This window comes from Leifsonia sp. TF02-11 (assembly GCF_017565305.1).
Classification (GTDB): domain Bacteria; phylum Actinomycetota; class Actinomycetes; order Actinomycetales; family Microbacteriaceae; genus Leifsonia.
Genome location: NZ_JAGEKP010000004.1, coordinates 447,384 through 463,752, shown reverse-complemented (window position 1 = coordinate 463,752; position 16,369 = coordinate 447,384). Strand labels below are relative to the sequence as shown.

General features: G+C 68.4%; 15 protein-coding genes. 12 read left to right on the top strand and 3 right to left on the bottom strand.

Annotated features, from left to right (window positions below; genetic code table 11):
• Positions 1 to 136 precede the first annotated feature (136 nt).
• From JNB50_RS08020 to dnaE, 4 genes are all read left to right on the top strand, one after another.
• Entirely contained in the window at positions 137 to 973 is an 837-nt protein-coding gene (locus JNB50_RS08020; RefSeq protein WP_208039564.1) for a DivIVA domain-containing protein, read from the top strand.
• A gap of 31 nt (positions 974 to 1,004) precedes the next feature.
• Positions 1,005 to 1,604, top strand: a complete 600-nt coding sequence (gene lspA / locus JNB50_RS08015; protein ID WP_208039563.1) for a signal peptidase II — start codon at positions 1,005 to 1,007, stop codon at positions 1,602 to 1,604.
• Positions 1,604 to 2,524 (top strand): RluA family pseudouridine synthase, encoded by a 921-nt coding sequence (locus tag JNB50_RS08010; RefSeq protein ID WP_208039562.1) that lies wholly within the window; start codon positions 1,604 to 1,606, stop codon positions 2,522 to 2,524. The genes lspA and JNB50_RS08010 overlap by 1 nt, the downstream gene beginning before the upstream one ends.
• 93 nt (positions 2,525 to 2,617) lie before the next feature.
• Positions 2,618 to 6,088: a DNA polymerase III subunit alpha gene (gene dnaE / locus JNB50_RS08005; protein WP_243768141.1), complete on the top strand. Its 3,471-nt coding sequence runs from the start codon at positions 2,618 to 2,620 to the stop codon at positions 6,086 to 6,088.
• Positions 6,089 to 6,171: 83 nt separating this feature from the next.
• Here dnaE and JNB50_RS08000 read toward each other — a convergent pair whose 3' ends face one another.
• The gene (locus tag JNB50_RS08000; protein ID WP_208039560.1) at positions 6,172 to 6,678 is read right to left on the bottom strand and encodes a flavin reductase family protein; all 507 of its coding nucleotides are present in this window, start codon (positions 6,676 to 6,678) and stop codon (positions 6,172 to 6,174) included.
• Between the two features lie 76 nt (positions 6,679 to 6,754).
• Between JNB50_RS08000 and hisD the strand changes: the two genes are divergently transcribed.
• From hisD to JNB50_RS07985, 3 genes are read left to right on the top strand one after another with little or no spacing between them, the layout of a single operon-like run.
• Positions 6,755 to 8,059 carry a histidinol dehydrogenase gene (gene hisD / locus JNB50_RS07995; RefSeq protein WP_208039559.1) on the top strand — a complete coding sequence of 435 codons (1,305 nt, stop codon included), beginning with the start codon at positions 6,755 to 6,757 and terminating at the stop codon, positions 8,057 to 8,059.
• 54 nt (positions 8,060 to 8,113) lie between these two features.
• Positions 8,114 to 8,587 carry a transcriptional regulator NrdR gene (gene nrdR / locus JNB50_RS07990; RefSeq protein ID WP_208039558.1) on the top strand — a complete coding sequence of 158 codons (474 nt, stop codon included), beginning with the start codon at positions 8,114 to 8,116 and terminating at the stop codon, positions 8,585 to 8,587.
• A 36-nt stretch (positions 8,588 to 8,623) separates the two neighbouring features.
• Complete coding sequence (locus JNB50_RS07985; RefSeq protein ID WP_208039557.1) at positions 8,624 to 9,667, top strand: quinone-dependent dihydroorotate dehydrogenase; 1,044 nt, start codon at positions 8,624 to 8,626, stop codon at positions 9,665 to 9,667.
• Here the strand turns inward: JNB50_RS07985 and JNB50_RS07980 are convergent.
• Together JNB50_RS07980 and JNB50_RS07975 are read right to left on the bottom strand one after the other, a co-directional pair.
• Complete coding sequence (locus JNB50_RS07980) at positions 9,635 to 10,555, bottom strand: ribonuclease HI family protein (RefSeq protein WP_208039556.1); 921 nt, start codon at positions 10,553 to 10,555, stop codon at positions 9,635 to 9,637. The two genes, JNB50_RS07985 and JNB50_RS07980, sit on opposite strands and share 33 nt — an antisense overlap.
• Position 10,556: 1 nt before the next feature.
• Positions 10,557 to 11,153, bottom strand: a complete 597-nt coding sequence (locus tag JNB50_RS07975) for a DUF3043 domain-containing protein (RefSeq protein WP_208039555.1) — start codon at positions 11,151 to 11,153, stop codon at positions 10,557 to 10,559.
• 42 nt (positions 11,154 to 11,195) lie between these two features.
• Between JNB50_RS07975 and JNB50_RS07970 the strand changes: the two genes are divergently transcribed.
• From JNB50_RS07970 to JNB50_RS07950, 5 genes are all read left to right on the top strand, one after another.
• Positions 11,196 to 12,629, top strand: coding sequence for a dipeptidase (locus JNB50_RS07970; protein ID WP_208039554.1), 1,434 nt, complete (start codon positions 11,196 to 11,198; stop codon positions 12,627 to 12,629).
• A gap of 104 nt (positions 12,630 to 12,733) precedes the next feature.
• Positions 12,734 to 13,090: an iron-sulfur cluster insertion protein ErpA gene (gene erpA / locus JNB50_RS07965; RefSeq protein WP_208039553.1), complete on the top strand. Its 357-nt coding sequence runs from the start codon at positions 12,734 to 12,736 to the stop codon at positions 13,088 to 13,090.
• Positions 13,091 to 13,234: 144 nt separating this feature from the next.
• Positions 13,235 to 14,122 carry a cytochrome c oxidase subunit II gene (gene coxB, locus JNB50_RS07960; RefSeq protein ID WP_208039552.1) on the top strand — a complete coding sequence of 296 codons (888 nt, stop codon included), beginning with the start codon at positions 13,235 to 13,237 and terminating at the stop codon, positions 14,120 to 14,122.
• Positions 14,123 to 14,147: 25 nt separating this feature from the next.
• Positions 14,148 to 15,899 carry a cytochrome c oxidase subunit I gene (gene ctaD / locus JNB50_RS07955; RefSeq protein WP_208039551.1) on the top strand — a complete coding sequence of 584 codons (1,752 nt, stop codon included), beginning with the start codon at positions 14,148 to 14,150 and terminating at the stop codon, positions 15,897 to 15,899.
• A 4-nt stretch (positions 15,900 to 15,903) separates the two neighbouring features.
• On the top strand, positions 15,904 to 16,326 hold the full coding sequence (locus JNB50_RS07950) for a cytochrome c oxidase subunit 4 (protein WP_208039550.1): 423 nt from the start codon (positions 15,904 to 15,906) through the stop codon (positions 16,324 to 16,326).
• The last annotated feature ends 43 nt before the right edge of the window (positions 16,327 to 16,369 follow it).

Here is a 16,369-nt window from a genome sequence, read left to right as displayed (position 1 = left end):
TCGGCGCGCTCCCGTTGTAATGTGGTCGAGGCCGACGCACCACGGGTGCGGCGGAGTGCGCTCTCGCAGTGCACTTTGCTAGCGTTGGCTGAACGCACTCAATGTTCGTCTTTTTCATGATCTAAGGTGGCTTGCCATGGCGCTGACTCCGGAAGATGTAGTCAACAAGCGGTTCCAACCGACGAAGTTCCGTGAGGGCTACGACCAGGACGAGGTCGACGACTTCCTCGACGAGGTCGTCGTCGAGCTGCGTCGCTTGACCCAGGAGAGCGACGAGCTCAAGCAGCGCCTCGTCGCGGCGGACTCGCGCATCGCCGAGCTGCAGCGCAGCGGCGGCGCCGCCCCGGCCGCTCCGGTCGCGGCCGCCCCCGCAGCCGACAACGGCGAGGTGCAGCGCCTCCAGCAGGAGAACGACGAGCTCAAACAGCGCCTGGCCGCCGCGCAGCGCGAGACCGAGGCGGCGCGTCAGCAGGCGTCCGCCGCGCCGGCCGCCGCCGCGGGTGCCGCCGCCGGGTTCGCCGCTGGCGCGACCGACGCGAACGACCCCAACGCGACCAACAACCTCCTGCAGCTCGCCCGCCGTCTCCACGAGGAGCACGTGCGCGAGGGTGTCGAGAAGCGCGACGCGCTCATCGCGGAGGGGCACGCCACCGCCGCCCGCATCGTCGCAGAGGCGGAGTCCAAGCAGCGTGCGCAGATCAGCGCCCTCGACCAGGAGCGCTCCGGGCTCGAGCGTCGCATCGACGAGCTCCGCACCTTCGAGCGCGACTACCGCCAGGGCCTGAAGGGCTACATCGAGGGTCAGCTGCGCGACCTCGACAGCCAGTCCGTCGCCGCTCCGTCCGGCTTCGGCCAGGGCCGCCCGGCGCAGGGCACCGGCAGCGTCCCGACCCCGGTCCCCGCCGGCTCGAGCGACGCGAACACCCAGGACCAGGGCGCCCAGCCCCCGGTCTTCCCCGGCTTTGGAGGCTAGTCCTTCGAGGACCAAGGTCAGCATCAGGGCCTTGGCGATCTTGGCCGTGGTCGCGCTCTGCGTGTACCTCGTCGACCAGATCGCCAAGGTCTTGGTCGTTTCGAACCTCTACGAGGGCCAGCAGGTCCAGGTCCTCGGTCAGCTCCTCCAGTTCCACTTCGTCAAGAATCCCGGCGCAGCGTTCTCGATCGGCAGCGGGTCCACCTGGATCTTCTCCATCGTCGGCGTCGGGGTGCTCGGCTTCGTCATCTGGTATGCGCCGCGCATCCGCTCGACCGCGTGGGCCATCCTGTTCGGGCTCCTCCTCGGCGGCCTGCTCGGCAACCTGACGGACCGGCTGTTCCGTGAGCCGGGCTTCGGAGTCGGTCACGTGGTCGACTTCCTGCAGATCCCGCTGCTCCCGGCGATCTTCAACCTCGCCGACGTCGCCATCGTCTCGAGCATGATGCTGTTCCTCATTCTCACGTTGCGCGGCATCGGCCTGGACGGCCGACGGGCCGACGAGGACGACGAGGGCGGCGAGCATGACGACGCCGGCGGGAACGTCGACGTCGGTCAGAGCGACGAGGAGAGCGGCGCCGACATCGACGATGCGGCGCACGTCGACGAGCACGGCAAGCCGCAGGCCTGATGGAGTCGCGCAGCTTCCCCATCCCCGACGGCCTCGACGGGTCCCGTGTCGACGCGGGCCTCGCCAAGCTCCTCGGTTTCTCGCGCAGCTTCGCCGCCGAGATCGCCGAGGCCGGCGGCGTCACGGTCGACGGCCGTGCGGCCGACAAGTCCGACCGCCTGACGGCCGGCTCCTGGCTCGAAGTGAGCTGGCAGCCACGACAGGAGGCGCGCATCGTGCCGATCGCGGTGCCCGAGCTCACGATCGTGCACGACGACGACGACATCGTCGTGATCGACAAGCCGGTGGGCGTGGCGGCGCACCCCTCCGTCGGTTGGGAGGGCCCGACCGTGCTCGGCGCCCTGGCCGCCGCGGGCTTCCGCATCTCGACGTCGGGTGCCGCTGAACGGGCCGGCATCGTGCACCGGCTCGACGCGGGCACCAGCGGACTCATGGTCGTGGCCAAGTCGGAGCACGCGTACACGGTGCTCAAACGGGCCTTCCACGACCGAACGGTCGAGAAGATCTACCACGCCGTCGTGCAAGGCCACCCCGACCCGCTCACCGGGACCGTCGACGCGCCGATCGGGCGTCACCCGCGGTCGGACTGGAAGTTCGCCGTCGTCGCCGGCGGCAAGCCGTCCGTGACGCACTACGAGACGATCGAGGCGTTCCCCGCGGCCAGCCTCCTCGAGATCCACTTGGAGACCGGGCGCACACACCAGATCCGCGTGCACATGGCGGCCCAGCGGCATCCGTGCGTCGGCGATGCCATGTACGGCGCCGACCCCGCCCTGTCCGCCCGGCTGGGCCTGACGCGGCAGTGGCTGCACGCCGTGCAGCTGGCGTTCGCGCACCCGGCGACGGGGGAGTGGGTGACGTTCACCACGACCTACCCCGAGGATCTGCAACACGCTCTCGACGTGCTCCGAGCGTCGTAGGTCAGACGTAGTCTTAAGCCCACACCTCGACCCGGAGCACCAGTGCCTTCGACTGATTCCTTCGTCCATCTCCACGTCCACAGCGAGTACTCCATGCTCGACGGGGCAGCGCGCGTCAAACCGCTGATCGAGGCCGCCGTCGAGCAGGGCATGCCGGCCGTGGCGATCACCGACCACGGCAACATGTTCGGCGCGTTCGACTTCTGGCGCACCGCGACCGACGCCGGCATCAAGCCGATCATCGGCACCGAGGCATACCTGACGCCGCGCACGCACCGCACCGACAAGACCCGCGTGCGCTGGGGAGACGGCGGCGGCGACGACGTGTCGGGATCCGGCGCCTACACGCACATGACGATGCTGGCGGCAACGACCGAGGGGATGCACAATCTCTTCCGGCTGTCGTCCTACGCGTCGATGGAGGGCTACTACTTCAAGCCGCGCATGGACCGCGAGCTGCTCAGCCGCTACTCCAAGGGCATCATCGCGACGACGGGCTGCCCGTCGGGCGAGGTGCAGACGCGCCTCCGGCTGGGGCAGTACGACGAGGCCAAGAAGGCCGCCGCGGAGTTCAGGGACATCTTCGGCGCCGAGAACTTCTTCGCCGAGATCATGGATCACGGCCTCGGCATCGAGCGCCGCATCATGAGCGACCTGATCCGGCTGGCGAAGGAGCTCGGGCTCCCGCTCGTCGCCACCAACGACCTCCACTACACGCACGCGGCCGACGCCAAGAGCCACGCCGCCCTGCTGTGCGTGCAGTCCGGCTCCACCCTCGACGACCCCAACCGGTTCAAGTTCGACGCCGACGAGTTCTACCTCAAGACGCCGGAGGAGATGCGTCAGCTCTTCCGCGACCACCCGGACGCGTGCGACAACACGCTCGCGATCGCCGAGCGCGTCGACGTGAAGTTCGACACCGCCGCCAACTACATGCCGCGCTTCCCTGTGCCGGAGGGCGAGAACGAGCAGAGCTGGTTCGTCAAGGAGGTCGAGAAGGGGCTCGAGCAGCGCTACCCGAACGGCATCACGCCCGAGGTGCGCAAGCAAGCCGACTACGAGATCGGCGTGATCTCGCAGATGGGCTTCCCCGGCTACTTCCTGGTCGTCGCCGACTTCATCAACTGGTCCAAGCGCAACGGCATCCGCGTCGGCCCCGGCCGTGGCTCCGGCGCCGGCTCGATGGCCGCCTACGCGATGCGCATCACCGACCTCGACCCGCTGCAGCACGGCCTGATCTTCGAGCGGTTCCTCAACCCCGACCGCGTCTCCATGCCCGACTTCGACGTCGACTTCGACGACCGCCGCCGTGGCGAGGTCATCAAGTACGTGACAGAGAAGTACGGCTCGGAGCGCGTCGCCCAGATCGTCACGTACGGCACCATCAAGGCCAAGCAGGCGCTGAAAGACTCCGGACGCGTGCTCGGCTTCCCGTTCTCGATGGGTGAGAAGCTCACGAAGGCGATGCCGCCGCCTGTGATGGGCAAGGACATCCCGCTGACCGGGATCTTTGACAAGGACCACCCGCGCTACAAAGAGGCCGTCGACATCCGCTCGGTCGTCGAGTCGGATCCCGAGGCCAAGACCGTCTTCGACACGGCGCTCGGGCTCGAGAACCTCAAGCGCCAGTGGGGTGTGCACGCGGCCGGCGTCATCATGTCGTCCGACCCGCTCATCGACGTCATCCCGATCATGAAGCGGGAGCAGGACGGCCAGATCGTCACCCAGTTCGACTATCCGGCGTGCGAGTCGCTGGGTTTGATCAAGATGGACTTCCTGGGGTTGCGCAACCTCACGATCATCAACGACGCCCTCGACAACATCCGGGACAACCGAGGCGTGAACCTCGTCCTGGAAGACCTGGAGCTCGACGACCGGCCCGCCTACGAGCTCCTGTCCCGCGGCGACACGCTCGGCGTGTTCCAGCTCGACGGCGGCCCGATGCGCTCCCTGCTGCGCCTGATGAAGCCCGACAACTTCGAGGACATCTCGGCACTGATCGCGCTGTACCGCCCCGGCCCCATGGGCGCGAACTCGCACACCAACTACGCGCTGCGCAAGAACGGCCTGCAAGACATCACGCCCATCCACCCGGAGCTCGCCGAGCCCCTGGAGGACATCCTCTCCACCAGCTACGGCCTGATCATCTATCAGGAGCAGGTCATGGCGATCGCGCAGAAGGTCGCGGGCTTCTCGCTCGGACAGGCCGACATCCTGCGTCGCGCGATGGGCAAGAAGAAGAAGTCCGAACTGGACAAGCAGTTCGAGGGCTTCTCGCAGGGCATGGTCGACCGCGGCTACTCGATGGAGGCCGTCGGCAAGCTGTGGGAGATCCTGCTGCCGTTCTCCGACTACGCGTTCAACAAAGCCCACTCCGCCGCGTACGGCGTCATCTCGTACTGGACGGCCTACCTCAAGGCCCACTATCCCGCGGAGTACATGGCCGCGCTGCTCACCAGCGTCGGCGACTCCAAGGACAAGATGGCGCTCTACCTCAACGAGTGCCGGCGCATGGGCATCAAGGTGCTGCCGCCCGACGTCAACGAGTCCAACCTCTACTTCGCCGCCGTCGGTGAAGACATCCGCTTCGGCATGGGCGCGGTGCGCAACGTCGGCGCGAACGTCGTCGAGGGCGTCAGGGAAGCCCGCGAAGGCAAGGGGCGCTTCGAGTCGTTCCACGACTTCCTCAGCAAGGTGCCGATCCACGCCGCGAACAAGCGCACGGTCGAGTCGTTGATCAAGGCCGGCGCGTTCGACTCGCTCGGGCACACCCGGCGCGCGCTCGTGGAGGTCCACGAGGACGCGGTCGAGTCCGCGGTCAAGATCAAACGCAGCGAGGCGAACGGCGACGTCGGCTTCGACTTCGACAGCCTGTGGGGCGACGACGAGCCGAACCAGTCGCAGCACCACATCCCGGAGCGACCGGAGTGGGTGAAGCGCGACAAGCTCGCGTTCGAGCGCGAGATGCTCGGTCTCTACGTGTCCGACCACCCGCTGGCCGGGCTGGAGCTGCAGCTCGCGAAGCTCGCCAGCACGTCGATCGCCGAGCTGCTCGCGTCCGACACCGTCCAGGACGGCGACACGGTCGTCATCGCCGGTCTCGTCACGAGTGTGCAGCACCGGGTGGCCAAGGCCTCGGGCAATCAGTACGGCATGATCCAGGTCGAGGACTTCGGCGGCGAGATGACCGTCATGTTCATGGGCAAGGCCTACCAGGAGTTCTCGCCGATGCTGCAGGGCGACTCCATCGTCGTGGTCCGCGGGCGCGTGAGCATGCGCGACGACGGGATGAACCTGCACGCCTTCAGCCTGATGATCCCCGACCTGGGCCAGGCCGACGACGTCGGGACCCTGATGATCACGATGCCGGACCAGCGTGCGACCACCGACACGGTCTCGTCGCTGGCGGAGGTGCTGTCGCGTCACCCGGGCGAGAGCGAGGTGCGCCTGCGGCTCGTCAAGGGTCAGGTAGCGCGCGTCTTCGAGGTGCCCAAGCCGGTCAAGGTGTCGCCCGACCTCTACGGCGAGCTCAAGGGCCTCCTCGGCCCGAACTGCCTGGTGTAGCTCAGCACATTCGTCACGAATGTCGACATTCGTGCCACGAAACTCGACATTCGTGACGAATGTGCCCGCTCAGGCCCGCGCGCTCAGTCGAGCTCGCTGGGCCGGTGGTAGCGGCGCTCGTGGTAGAGCAGCGGCTCGTCGGGCTCGCCGAGCTCGCCCTGCTCGATCTGCACGACGACGACCGCGCTGTTGTGTACGGGGAATCGCTCGACGATGCGCCCGACCATCCACGACGTCACATCGTTGATGACGGGGAGGCCGTGCGGTCCGCGATGCCAGTGGTCGCCCAGGAAGCGCTGCGAGTTGTCCGCCGAGAGGATTTCGGCGACACCCTTGTTGCGGACGCCGAGCATGTGGATGACGACCCGGTCGGTCTCGAGGATCGCGGGCCAGCTCGACGCCGAGAGGGCCATGTTGAAGGTCGCGAGCGGGGGGACGGCGGCAAGCGACGCGAGCGATGTGGCCGTGAAGCCGACCGGGCTGCCGTCCGCGGTCTGGGCGGTCACGATGGCGACGCCGGCGGCGTGTCGGCGGAACGCCTGACGGAACGCGGAGAGGTCGGGAGTGCGGTCGGTCGTCGCATCGTTCATACAGGTTAAGAAGTACCGTTCGGCGCGGAGGATTCCCGAAGGGGGAGGGGTCGGGAGCGGATAGGCTGGGACGGCCATGATGAACACCATCGATCTCCGCGGAATCCAGCCTACCCGCGCCGCCTTCGAGCGGCTCGTCCCCCGTCCTGTCGTCGACGTCCGGGTCGCGATGACGGTCGCCGAAGAGCTGATCCATGACGTCCGGGAGCGCGGAGCCGCCGCGCTCGCCGAGCAGGCGGAGAGGTTCGACGGCGGGGCACCCGCTTCGATCCGTGTTCCTGCCGCCGACATCGCGGCCGCCGTGGAGGCCCTCGCGCCCGACGTGCGTGAGGCCCTCGAAGAGGCGATCGCGCGCGTGCGCCAGGCGACCGCCGCTCAGGTGCCTCCGGCCGCCGAGACCGCGATCGGCCCCGGCGCGACGATCGTGCAGCGCTGGCAACCCGTCGAGCGTGCCGGCCTCTACGTTCCGGGCGGCAAGGCGGTGTACCCCTCGAGCGTCGTCATGAACGCGGTTCCCGCCCAGGTCGCTGGCGTCTCCTCCATCGCCCTGGCGAGCCCGCCGCAGCGCGAGTTCGGCGGAGCGGTGCACCCGGTCATCCTCGGTGCCGCGGGTCTGCTGGGCATCGACGAGGTCTACGCGATGGGCGGCGCCGGCGCGATCGGAGCGCTCGCCTACGGGGCGGATGAGATCGGTCTCGATCCCGTCCAGGTCATCACCGGCCCCGGCAACATCTACGTCGCAGCAGCCAAGCGCGTCGTCCGCGGCCAGACCGGCATCGACTCGGAGGCGGGCACCACCGAGATCCTCGTGATCGCCGACGACGCCGCCGACGCGCGCTTCGTCGCCGCCGACCTCATCAGCCAGGCCGAGCACGACGAGGCGGCGGCCTCCCTGCTCGTCACCGACAGCCCGGCCTTCGCCGACCGTGTCACCGCGGAGCTGGAGTCGCTCGCGGGCGCCACCAAGCACGCCGAGCGGGTCCGCACGGCCCTCGGGGGCCAGCAGTCGGCGATCGTGCTCGTCGACGACCTCGCCGCCGCCGCTGCGTTCAGCAACGCTTACGGCCCCGAGCACCTCGAACTCCAGACCGCCGACCCGGATGCGGTGCTCGCCCTCATCCAGAACGCCGGCGCGATCTTCGTCGGCCCGACCGCCCCGGTCAGCCTCGGCGACTACCTCGCCGGCTCCAACCACGTGCTGCCGACCGGCGGTCAGGCCCGGTTCTCGCCCGGCCTCGGCGCATACTCCTTCCTCCGTCCGCAGCAGGTCATCCGCTACGACCGGGAGGCGCTGCGCGCGGTCGCCGACCGCATCGTCGCGCTGTCCTCGGCGGAGGACCTCCCGGCGCACGGCGAAGCGGTGACGATCCGCTTCCCGTGACGCGAGAGCCGCCTTCCGGGCGTGCTCCCGTGAATCCCAGGTAGGATTTTTGCTATGTTCTGCCCCTTCTGCCGTCACCCCGACTCCCGCGTCATCGACTCCCGCACGAGCGACGACGGGCTCTCGATCCGGCGGCGTAGGCAGTGCCCGGAGTGCGGCCGCCGCTTCTCGACGACCGAGACCGCGAGTCTCAGCGTGATCAAGCGCAGCGGGGTGGTGGAGCCGTTCAGCCGGGAGAAGATCGTGCTCGGTGTCCGCAAGGCCTGCCAGGGCCGCCCGGTGACCGACTCCGACCTCGCGGTGCTCGCCCAGAAGGTGGAGGAGACGATCCGCTCGACGGGCGCCTCCCAGATCGAGGCCAACGACATCGGCCTCGCGATCCTCCCCGAGCTCCGCGAGCTCGACGAGGTCGCCTACCTGCGCTTCGCCAGCGTCTACCAGGCCTTCGACTCCCTCGAGGACTTCGAGGACGCCATCCAGCAGCTGCGCATCGCGCACCACGGCGAGCCGGTGGAGGTCGAGGGCTAAGAGTCGATGGCCGAGCAGCGGTATTCTCGTACCGGCATGTATCGCACACTCTTCTCCCTCGTCCTGTCGAAGTTCGACCCTGAGCGCGCCCATCACCTCGCCTTCCTGGTGATCCGCGCCCTGCCCGCCCTCGGGCTGGGCGGGCTGGTCCGCCGGTTCACGGCACCCGACCCGTCGCTCGCGGTCGAGGCGCTCGGTCTGCGGTTCGCGTCGCCGTTCGGCATCGCCGCCGGCTTCGACAAAGACGGCGAGGCCGTGATCGGGCTCGGCGACCTCGGGTTCGGGCATGTCGAGGTCGGCACCATCACGGCGCTCGCGCAGCCGGGCAACGACCGGCCACGACTCTTCCGGCTGATCCCGGACCGCGCGGTGATCAACCGGATGGGCTTCAACAACCACGGCGCGGGCGTCGCGGCCAACCGGCTCCTGAGGGTGCGGCGCGCGCGGCGGCGACCGGTGCTCGGAGTGAACATCGGCAAGAGCCGCGTCGTCGCGGTCGAGGATGCCACCCAGGACTACCTGACGAGCGCGCGCGCCCTCGCACCGGTCGCCGACTACCTGGTCGTGAACGTCAGCTCGCCGAACACGCCCGGTCTGCGCGGCCTCCAGGAGCTCGAACTCCTCGCGCCGCTGCTGACCGCGGTGAAGGAGGTCGCCGACTCGACGCCGCTGCTGGTCAAGATCGCGCCCGATCTGACCGACGAGCAGGTGGAGAAGATCGCGGGGCTGGCCGTCGAGCTGGGGCTCGCAGGCATCATCGCGACGAACACCACCCTCTCGCGCGACGGCCTGACGACCGACCCTGCCGTGGTGGAGGCCGCGGGCGCAGGCGGGCTCTCCGGCGCTCCGCTGGCCGCGCGGTCGCTCGAGGTGCTCCGGCTGATCCGGGCGCACGTGCCCGCCGAACTGTGCGTGATCTCGGTCGGCGGTGTGGAGACCGCGGAGGACGTTCAGCGCCGGCTCGACGCGGGCGCAACGCTCGTGCAGGGCTACACGGCCTTCCTCTACCGCGGCCCGCTCTGGGCGCGGCAGATCAACGTCGGGCTGCTACGCCTCCGGCGTTCCCTGGTGGAAGCGTAGGCGCCACCGTCCGCTGCTGCGCAGCCACAGCGAGCTGCGCAGGCTGGCTCCGCGCTCGTCGACGGTGCGCGCGGTGAGCAGGATCGCGTCGGAGCCGATGCGCTCGGTTCCGAGGATGGCGAGTTCGGCGGCGGGGGAGTCCTCTTCCGCCAACGCCTCGAGGATCGCGTCGCGCCCCCACAGCGTGCCGGAGCGGCCGATCTCCTCGAATTCGGGATGCAGCAGGGCTGCCACACGGGCGGCGTCGGACCGGACCGCGGGCTCGATGAGCTCGCGCTCCAACCGGCGAACGATCTCCTCGTCGCTCTCCGCGGCGCTCAGGAGGTCGTCGAACAGATCGAACTCCACACTGGTCGCGACCGGTGCGGCGCTCGGCACGACCGGCTCGGCGACCGCCAGAGGCGGTGCGGGCTCGTGCACCGCCGCCCCTGGCCAGCCGGGACCGATCGGGATGGCGTCGCCGTCACGGTACGCGGTGGCGGCGGCACGTGCCCTCAGGTCGGCCGCCTCGTTGAGGTCGTGCCCGGCGTGGCCTTTGACCCACTCGAACGTGTAGCGGCGCCCGTGCAGCGCGCGGTCGAGACGTTCGAGGAGTTCCCGGTTGAGCACGGGCGAGCCGTCGGACTTGCGCCAGCCCTTGCGCTTCCACCCCGGCATCCATTTGGTGACCGAGTTGATCACGTACTGGCTGTCGCACAGGATGCGCAGATCGTCGTCGACGTGGGCGGTGGACTCCAGGAGGTCGATGACCGCCATGAGCTCGCCCATGTTGTTGGTGCCGTGCGCCCAGCCGCCCGCCGACCAGTGGTCGTCGTCGACGTACCAGGCCCAGCCTGCCGGGCCGGGGTTACCGAGGGCGGAGCCGTCCGCCGCTGCGACGATCGTCACGTCAGCTGGGGTAGTGGCCGCGCTTGACCTGCGGCTTCGGCAGGCGCATGACGCGCAGCTGCAGCGCGCGCATGGCGGCGTACCACTTGAGGCCGCGCTCGACCTTCGTCTTGCCGAACTTGTCGCCGATCTTCTTGGTGACCATGAAGCCGAGCACGATGCAGTCGATGACCGCGATCAGGAAGAACGCCCACAGCGCGACCAGACCCCAGAGCTGCATGAACTGCCACGGCAGGAAGCTGAGCACGATCACCAGCAGCATGACGGGGATGAGGAACTCGCCGATGCTGAAGCGCGCGTCGACGTAGTCGCGCACGTAGCGACGCTGCGGCCCGCGGTCGCGGGCGGTCAGGTAACGCTCGTCGCCTGCCGCCATGCCGATGCGGGCCTTCTCGCGAGCCTCGGCCTGCTTGCTGCGCGCCACGCGAGCCGCCTCTTTGCGGTCGGTGGGCACCAGGGGCCGCTTGCGCGCGGCCTCCTGCTCACGGCGGGTGGGCGTGGGTGCGCCCTTGCCCTGCGTGAGCCGGGCCGCGGTCTCTTCGGGGGTCTCGACGGCGGGCGTCTCCGCCTCGGCCGCCGGGTTCTGTCGTTTCGCCAACGCTTGCGCCTTCGTTTCAGGGGTCCGTTTAAGATTACCCGCATGACAGACTCCCAGCAGACTCCTTCCGGCCGAATCGCAGGTGCGGACGCCGACGCCGAAGCGCGCGTCCGTTCCGCCGTCGAGGCCGGCCTGCCCTCCGCGATCGCCGAGCTCTCGCGTCTGGTGCGCATCCCGTCGGTGTCGTGGACGGCGTACGACCCCGCCAACGTCCGCGCGAGCGCCGACGCCGTGGCCGGCCTGCTGCGCGAGACGGGCGCGTTCGACAGTGTGGAGGTGAAGCGGGCGCCGATCTCGGGTGAGACCCTCGGCCAGCCCGCCGTGCTCGCGACCCGCGCAGCGAAGAACGGTCGCCCGACCGTGCTGCTCTACGCCCACCACGACGTGCAGCCGCAGGGCGATGCCGCGAACTGGGACACCCCTCCGTTCGAGCCAACGGTGCGCGGCGACCGGCTCTACGGCAGGGGAGCCGCCGACGACAAGGCGGGCGTGATGTCGCACGTGGCCAGCGTGCGGGCGCTGGTGGAGGCCCTCGGGCCCGACTTCGACCTGGGCCTCGCGGTCTTCATCGAGGGCGAGGAGGAGTTCGGGTCGCGATCGTTCGCGAACTTCCTGCAGCAGAACAAGGCGGCGCTGGCCGCGGACGTCATCGTCGTCGCCGACTCCGACAACGTCGACGTCGACACTCCGGCGCTCACGGTCTCGCTGCGCGGGAACGTGACCTTCAAGCTCACCGTCTCGACGCTCGAGCACGCGTCGCACTCCGGCATGTACGGGGGAGCGGCGCCGGACGCGATGCTGGCCCTCGTCGCCCTCCTGGCCACGCTGCACGACGAGAACGGATCCGTCGCGGTCGACGGCCTCCGCTCGCACGACGACGCGGCGGAGCCGCCGGCGCTCAGCGACGAGCAGTTCCGCGAGGAGGCCGCGCTGCTGCCCGGCGTCACGCCGATCGGGACGGGGCCGATCCTGTCTCGGATGTGGTCGCAGCCGACCGTCACCATCACCGGAATCGACGCACCGAGCGTCGTCGACGCCTCCAACACCCTGCTCCCCAGCGTGGCGGTGCGACTGAGCGCACGCGTCGCCCCGGGGCAGCCGGCCTCCGAGGCCTACGCGGCGCTCGAGCGTCATCTGCGCGCGCACGCCCCGTTCGGCGCGCACGTCGAGATCAGCGACGTCGACACCGGCGACGCCTTCCTGGTCGACACGGCCGGCTGGGCCGCGACCGAGGCGAAACAGGCCATGGCGGACGCCTGGGGGAAGGACGCGGTCGAGACCGGCGTCGGCGGGTCGATCCCGTTCATCGCCGACCTCGTGCGCGAGTTCCCGGAGGCGCAGATCCTGGTGACCGGTGTCGAGGACCCCGACACGCGCGCACACAGCCCGAACGAGTCGCTGCACCTGGGGGTGTTCAAGCGGGCGATTCTCGCCGAGGCCCTCCTGCTGGCGCGGTTGGACCGCCGGGCGAGCTGAGCGCCCGCGGTCGATCTCGCGCCGCTGAGCGATCTTGCATCGAAGAGACGTACAATCGACCCAGATTTCGCAATCGAACTCTCGACACTCGTGTGAGGAGCCCCATGACCGACACAGCGCTGACCGCGACCAAGCCCCACGGCGTCGGCCTGACCGACAATGCCGCAGGCAAGGTCAAGAGCCTGCTCGAGCAGGAAGGCCGCGACGACCTGCGCCTGCGCGTCGCCGTCCAGCCCGGCGGCTGCTCCGGCCTGATCTACCAGCTGTACTTCGACGAGCGCATGCTCGACGGCGACGCAACGGTGGACTTCGACGGGGTCGAGGTCATCGTCGACAAGATGAGCGTGCCCTACCTGGACGGCGCGACGATCGACTTCGAGGACACCATCCAGAAGCAGGGTTTCACCATCGACAACCCCAACGCGACGGGTTCGTGCGCCTGCGGAGACTCGTTCCACTGAGTCGTCCATAGCATAGAAAACACCTCAGGGCCGCCCCGCGTGGGCGGCCCTTTGTGTTCAAAACCGGGTGTCCGGCGGAGTAGGGTAGAGAACGCCACATACAGTTGCATGTGAACTGTCCCCGAGTCTCTCGAAAGGTCACCGGTGCGTCACAATCGCCGTCTCCGATGGGCTGCCATCCCGATCGCAGCGACACTCGCTCTCGTCCTCGCGGGCTGCACGCAGGCCCAGCTCCACGGCTTCCTGCCGGGCTTCGTCGAGGGCGAGCAGCCCGTCACGAACCACACGGACCGCATCAGCGGTCTCTGGGTGACGAGCTGGATCGTCCTTCTCATCGTGGGCATCGTCGTGTGGGGCCTGATCCTCTGGGCGGTCATCGTCTACCGGCGCCGCAAGGGCCAGACCGGCCTGCCGGTGCAGCTGCGCTACAACATGCCGATCGAGATCTTCTACACGATCGTGCCGCTCATCCTGGTGCTCGGCTTCTTCGCCTTCACCGCGCGTGACCAGAACGCCATCGAGCAGCCCTACGCCAACCCGGACCTCAAGATCCAGGTCTACGCCAAGCAGTGGGCGTGGGACTTCAACTACGTCACCGACAACGTGTACGACCCGGGAATCCAGGCTCAGCCCGACGACGCGAACGCCGCACCCGGCACGGTCCAGGAGAGCCAGATCCCCACGCTCTACCTGCCCGAGAACAAGAAGGTCACGATCCAGCTCGACTCGCGCGACGTGATCCACTCCTTCTGGGTGCCCGCCTTCCTCTACAAGAAGGACGTCATCCCGGGCAAGACGAACTACATGTACTTCTCGACCACCGGCCGCACGGGAACCTTCGTCGGCAAGTGCGCCGAGCTGTGCGGCGAGTACCACTCGGCGATGCTCTTCAACGTGAAGATCGTGTCGCAGAGCGAGTACGACGCTCACATCCAGTCCCTCCGCGACAAGGGTTTCGAGGGTCAGCTGGGGTCGGAGTACGACCGCAACAACAACCTGCCCGGCACGGGCGCCCCCACGGGCAACGAGTGATTCCGGCAACGAGTAGGACAGACGCATGACGACGACAGCACCGGCGCCGGGAGCGACCACCGCTCCTGCAGCTCCGAAGCCCACGCTCCTCACCGCGAACGGGGTGGAGCGCAAGGGCAACATCCTCGTGAACTACATCACGTCGACGGACCACAAGACGATCGGGTACATGTACCTCATCTCGTCGTTCATCTACTTCCTGATCGGCGGCGTCATGGCGCTGATCATCCGCGCCCAGCTGTTCGAGCCGGGCCTTGCGGTGGTCGGCACCAAGGAGCAGTACAACCAGCTCTTCACGATGCACGGCACGATCATGCTGCTGATGTTCGCGACCCCGCTGTTCGCCGGCTTCGCCAACGTGCTCATGCCGCTGCAGATCGGCGCCCCCGACGTGGCGTTCCCGCGTCTGAACGCGCTGGCGTACTGGTTCTACTCGTTCGGCTCGCTGATCGCGGTCGCCGGATTCCTCACCCCGCAGGGTGCGGCGTCGTTCGGCTGGTTCGCCTATGCGCCCCTGTCGAGCACGACGTTCTCACCGGGAGTCGGAGGCAACCTCTGGGTCGTCGGCCTCGGCCTGTCGGGCTTCGGAACCATCCTCGGTGCGGTGAACTTCATCACCACCATCATCACGATGCGCGCCCCGGGCATGACCATGTTCCGCATGCCGATCTTCACCTGGAACATCCTGGTCACGTCCATCCTCGTGCTCATGGCCTTCCCGGTCCTCGCCGCGGCGCTCTTCGCGCTCGCCGCCGACCGCGTGTTCGGTGCGCACATCTACGACGCGGCCAACGGTGGCGCCCTGCTCTGGCAGCACCTGTTCTGGTTCTTCGGGCATCCGGAGGTCTACATCATCGCGCTGCCGTTCTTCGGCATCGTGTCCGAGATCTTCCCGGTGTTCAGCCGCAAGCCGATCTTCGGGTACAAGACGCTGATCTACGCGACGATCTCGATCGCCGCCCTGTCCGTCACCGTGTGGGCGCACCACATGTACGTGACCGGCTCGGTCCTGCTGCCCTGGTTCTCGCTGATGACCATGCTCATCGCGGTTCCGACCGGCGTGAAGATCTTCAACTGGATCGGCACGATGTGGCGGGGCTCGCTGACCTTCGAGTCGCCCATGCTGTGGTCGATCGGCTTCCTCATCACGTTCACGTTCGGTGGTCTGACGGGTGTCATCCTCGCGTCGCCGCCGCTCGACTTCCACGTGTCCGACACGTACTTCGTCGTCGCGCACTTCCACTACGTGGTGTTCGGAACCGTCGTGTTCGCGATGTTCGCCGGGTTCTACTTCTGGTGGCCCAAGTGGACGGGCAAGATGCTCAACGACCGGCTGGGCAAGTGGCACTTCTGGTTGCTGTTCATCGGGTTCCACACGACGTTCCTCATCCAGCACTGGCTGGGTGTCGTGGGCATGCCCCGGCGGTACGCGACCTACCTGCCGTCCGACGGCTTCACCTGGATGAACCAGGTCTCCTCGATCGGTGCGGGCATCCTCGCCGTCTCGATGATCCCGTTCTTCGTCAACGTCTACCTCACGGCCCGCAATGCGCCGAAGGTCACGGTCAACGACCCGTGGGGCTACGGCCGCTCGCTCGAGTGGGCGACCTCCTGCCCGCCGCCGCGGCACAACTTCACGTCGATCCCGCGCATCCGTTCGGAGTCGCCGGCGTTCGATCTGAACCACCCGGAGGCCGGCATCCCGATCGGCGTGGGTGGCGGCAAGGACGCTCCCGACGCCCCGGTGCTCGACATTGCAGACAGCAAGGTGAAGTGAACCCATGAGAGCCAACGCAATCCTCTTCTGGATCCTCGCGATCTTCTTCCTTCTCTCGGCGATCGTCTACACGCTGTGGAGTCTGCTCGACCCGATGCACATGAAGGTCGAGTGGGTCGGCACGGTGGCGCTCACGCTGAGCGCGATCCTCGCGGCGTTCATCGCGTTCTACGTGGGACGCTCGCACGCGTCGCAGGGCGGTGAGCTGCCGGAGGACAAGCTCGACGCGAACATCGACGACGGCGACCCCGAGCTGGGGCACTTCTCCCCGTGGAGCTGGTGGCCGGTCGCCCTGGCGGCCGCAGCGGCTCTGGTGATGCTCGGCCTCGCCGTCGGCTTCTGGATCTGCTTCATCGGTGTGGCCTTCGCGCTGGTCTGCATCGTCGGCTGGGTCTACGAGTACTACCGGGGCTTCTTCGCCCGCTGATCCACGCTTTGCCGGGGTACGCCCCGATGTTGTGAACTGCTCC

Coding starts and splice junctions, on each gene's coding strand:
- JNB50_RS08010 (WP_208039562.1), top strand. CDS start 1,604: ATGGAGTCGCGCAGCTTCCCCATCCCCGACGGCCTCGACGGGTCCCGT.
- JNB50_RS08000 (WP_208039560.1), bottom strand. CDS start 6,678: ATGAACGATGCGACGACCGACCGCACTCCCGACCTCTCCGCGTTCCGT.
- JNB50_RS07985 (WP_208039557.1), top strand. CDS start 8,624: ATGTATCGCACACTCTTCTCCCTCGTCCTGTCGAAGTTCGACCCTGAG.
- erpA (WP_208039553.1), top strand. CDS start 12,734: ATGACCGACACAGCGCTGACCGCGACCAAGCCCCACGGCGTCGGCCTG.
- nrdR (WP_208039558.1), top strand. CDS start 8,114: ATGTTCTGCCCCTTCTGCCGTCACCCCGACTCCCGCGTCATCGACTCC.
- JNB50_RS07970 (WP_208039554.1), top strand. CDS start 11,196: ATGACAGACTCCCAGCAGACTCCTTCCGGCCGAATCGCAGGTGCGGAC.
- JNB50_RS07950 (WP_208039550.1), top strand. CDS start 15,904: ATGAGAGCCAACGCAATCCTCTTCTGGATCCTCGCGATCTTCTTCCTT.
- dnaE (WP_243768141.1), top strand. CDS start 2,618: ATGCTCGACGGGGCAGCGCGCGTCAAACCGCTGATCGAGGCCGCCGTC.
- ctaD (WP_208039551.1), top strand. CDS start 14,148: ATGACGACGACAGCACCGGCGCCGGGAGCGACCACCGCTCCTGCAGCT.
- JNB50_RS08020 (WP_208039564.1), top strand. CDS start 137: ATGGCGCTGACTCCGGAAGATGTAGTCAACAAGCGGTTCCAACCGACG.
- hisD (WP_208039559.1), top strand. CDS start 6,755: ATGATGAACACCATCGATCTCCGCGGAATCCAGCCTACCCGCGCCGCC.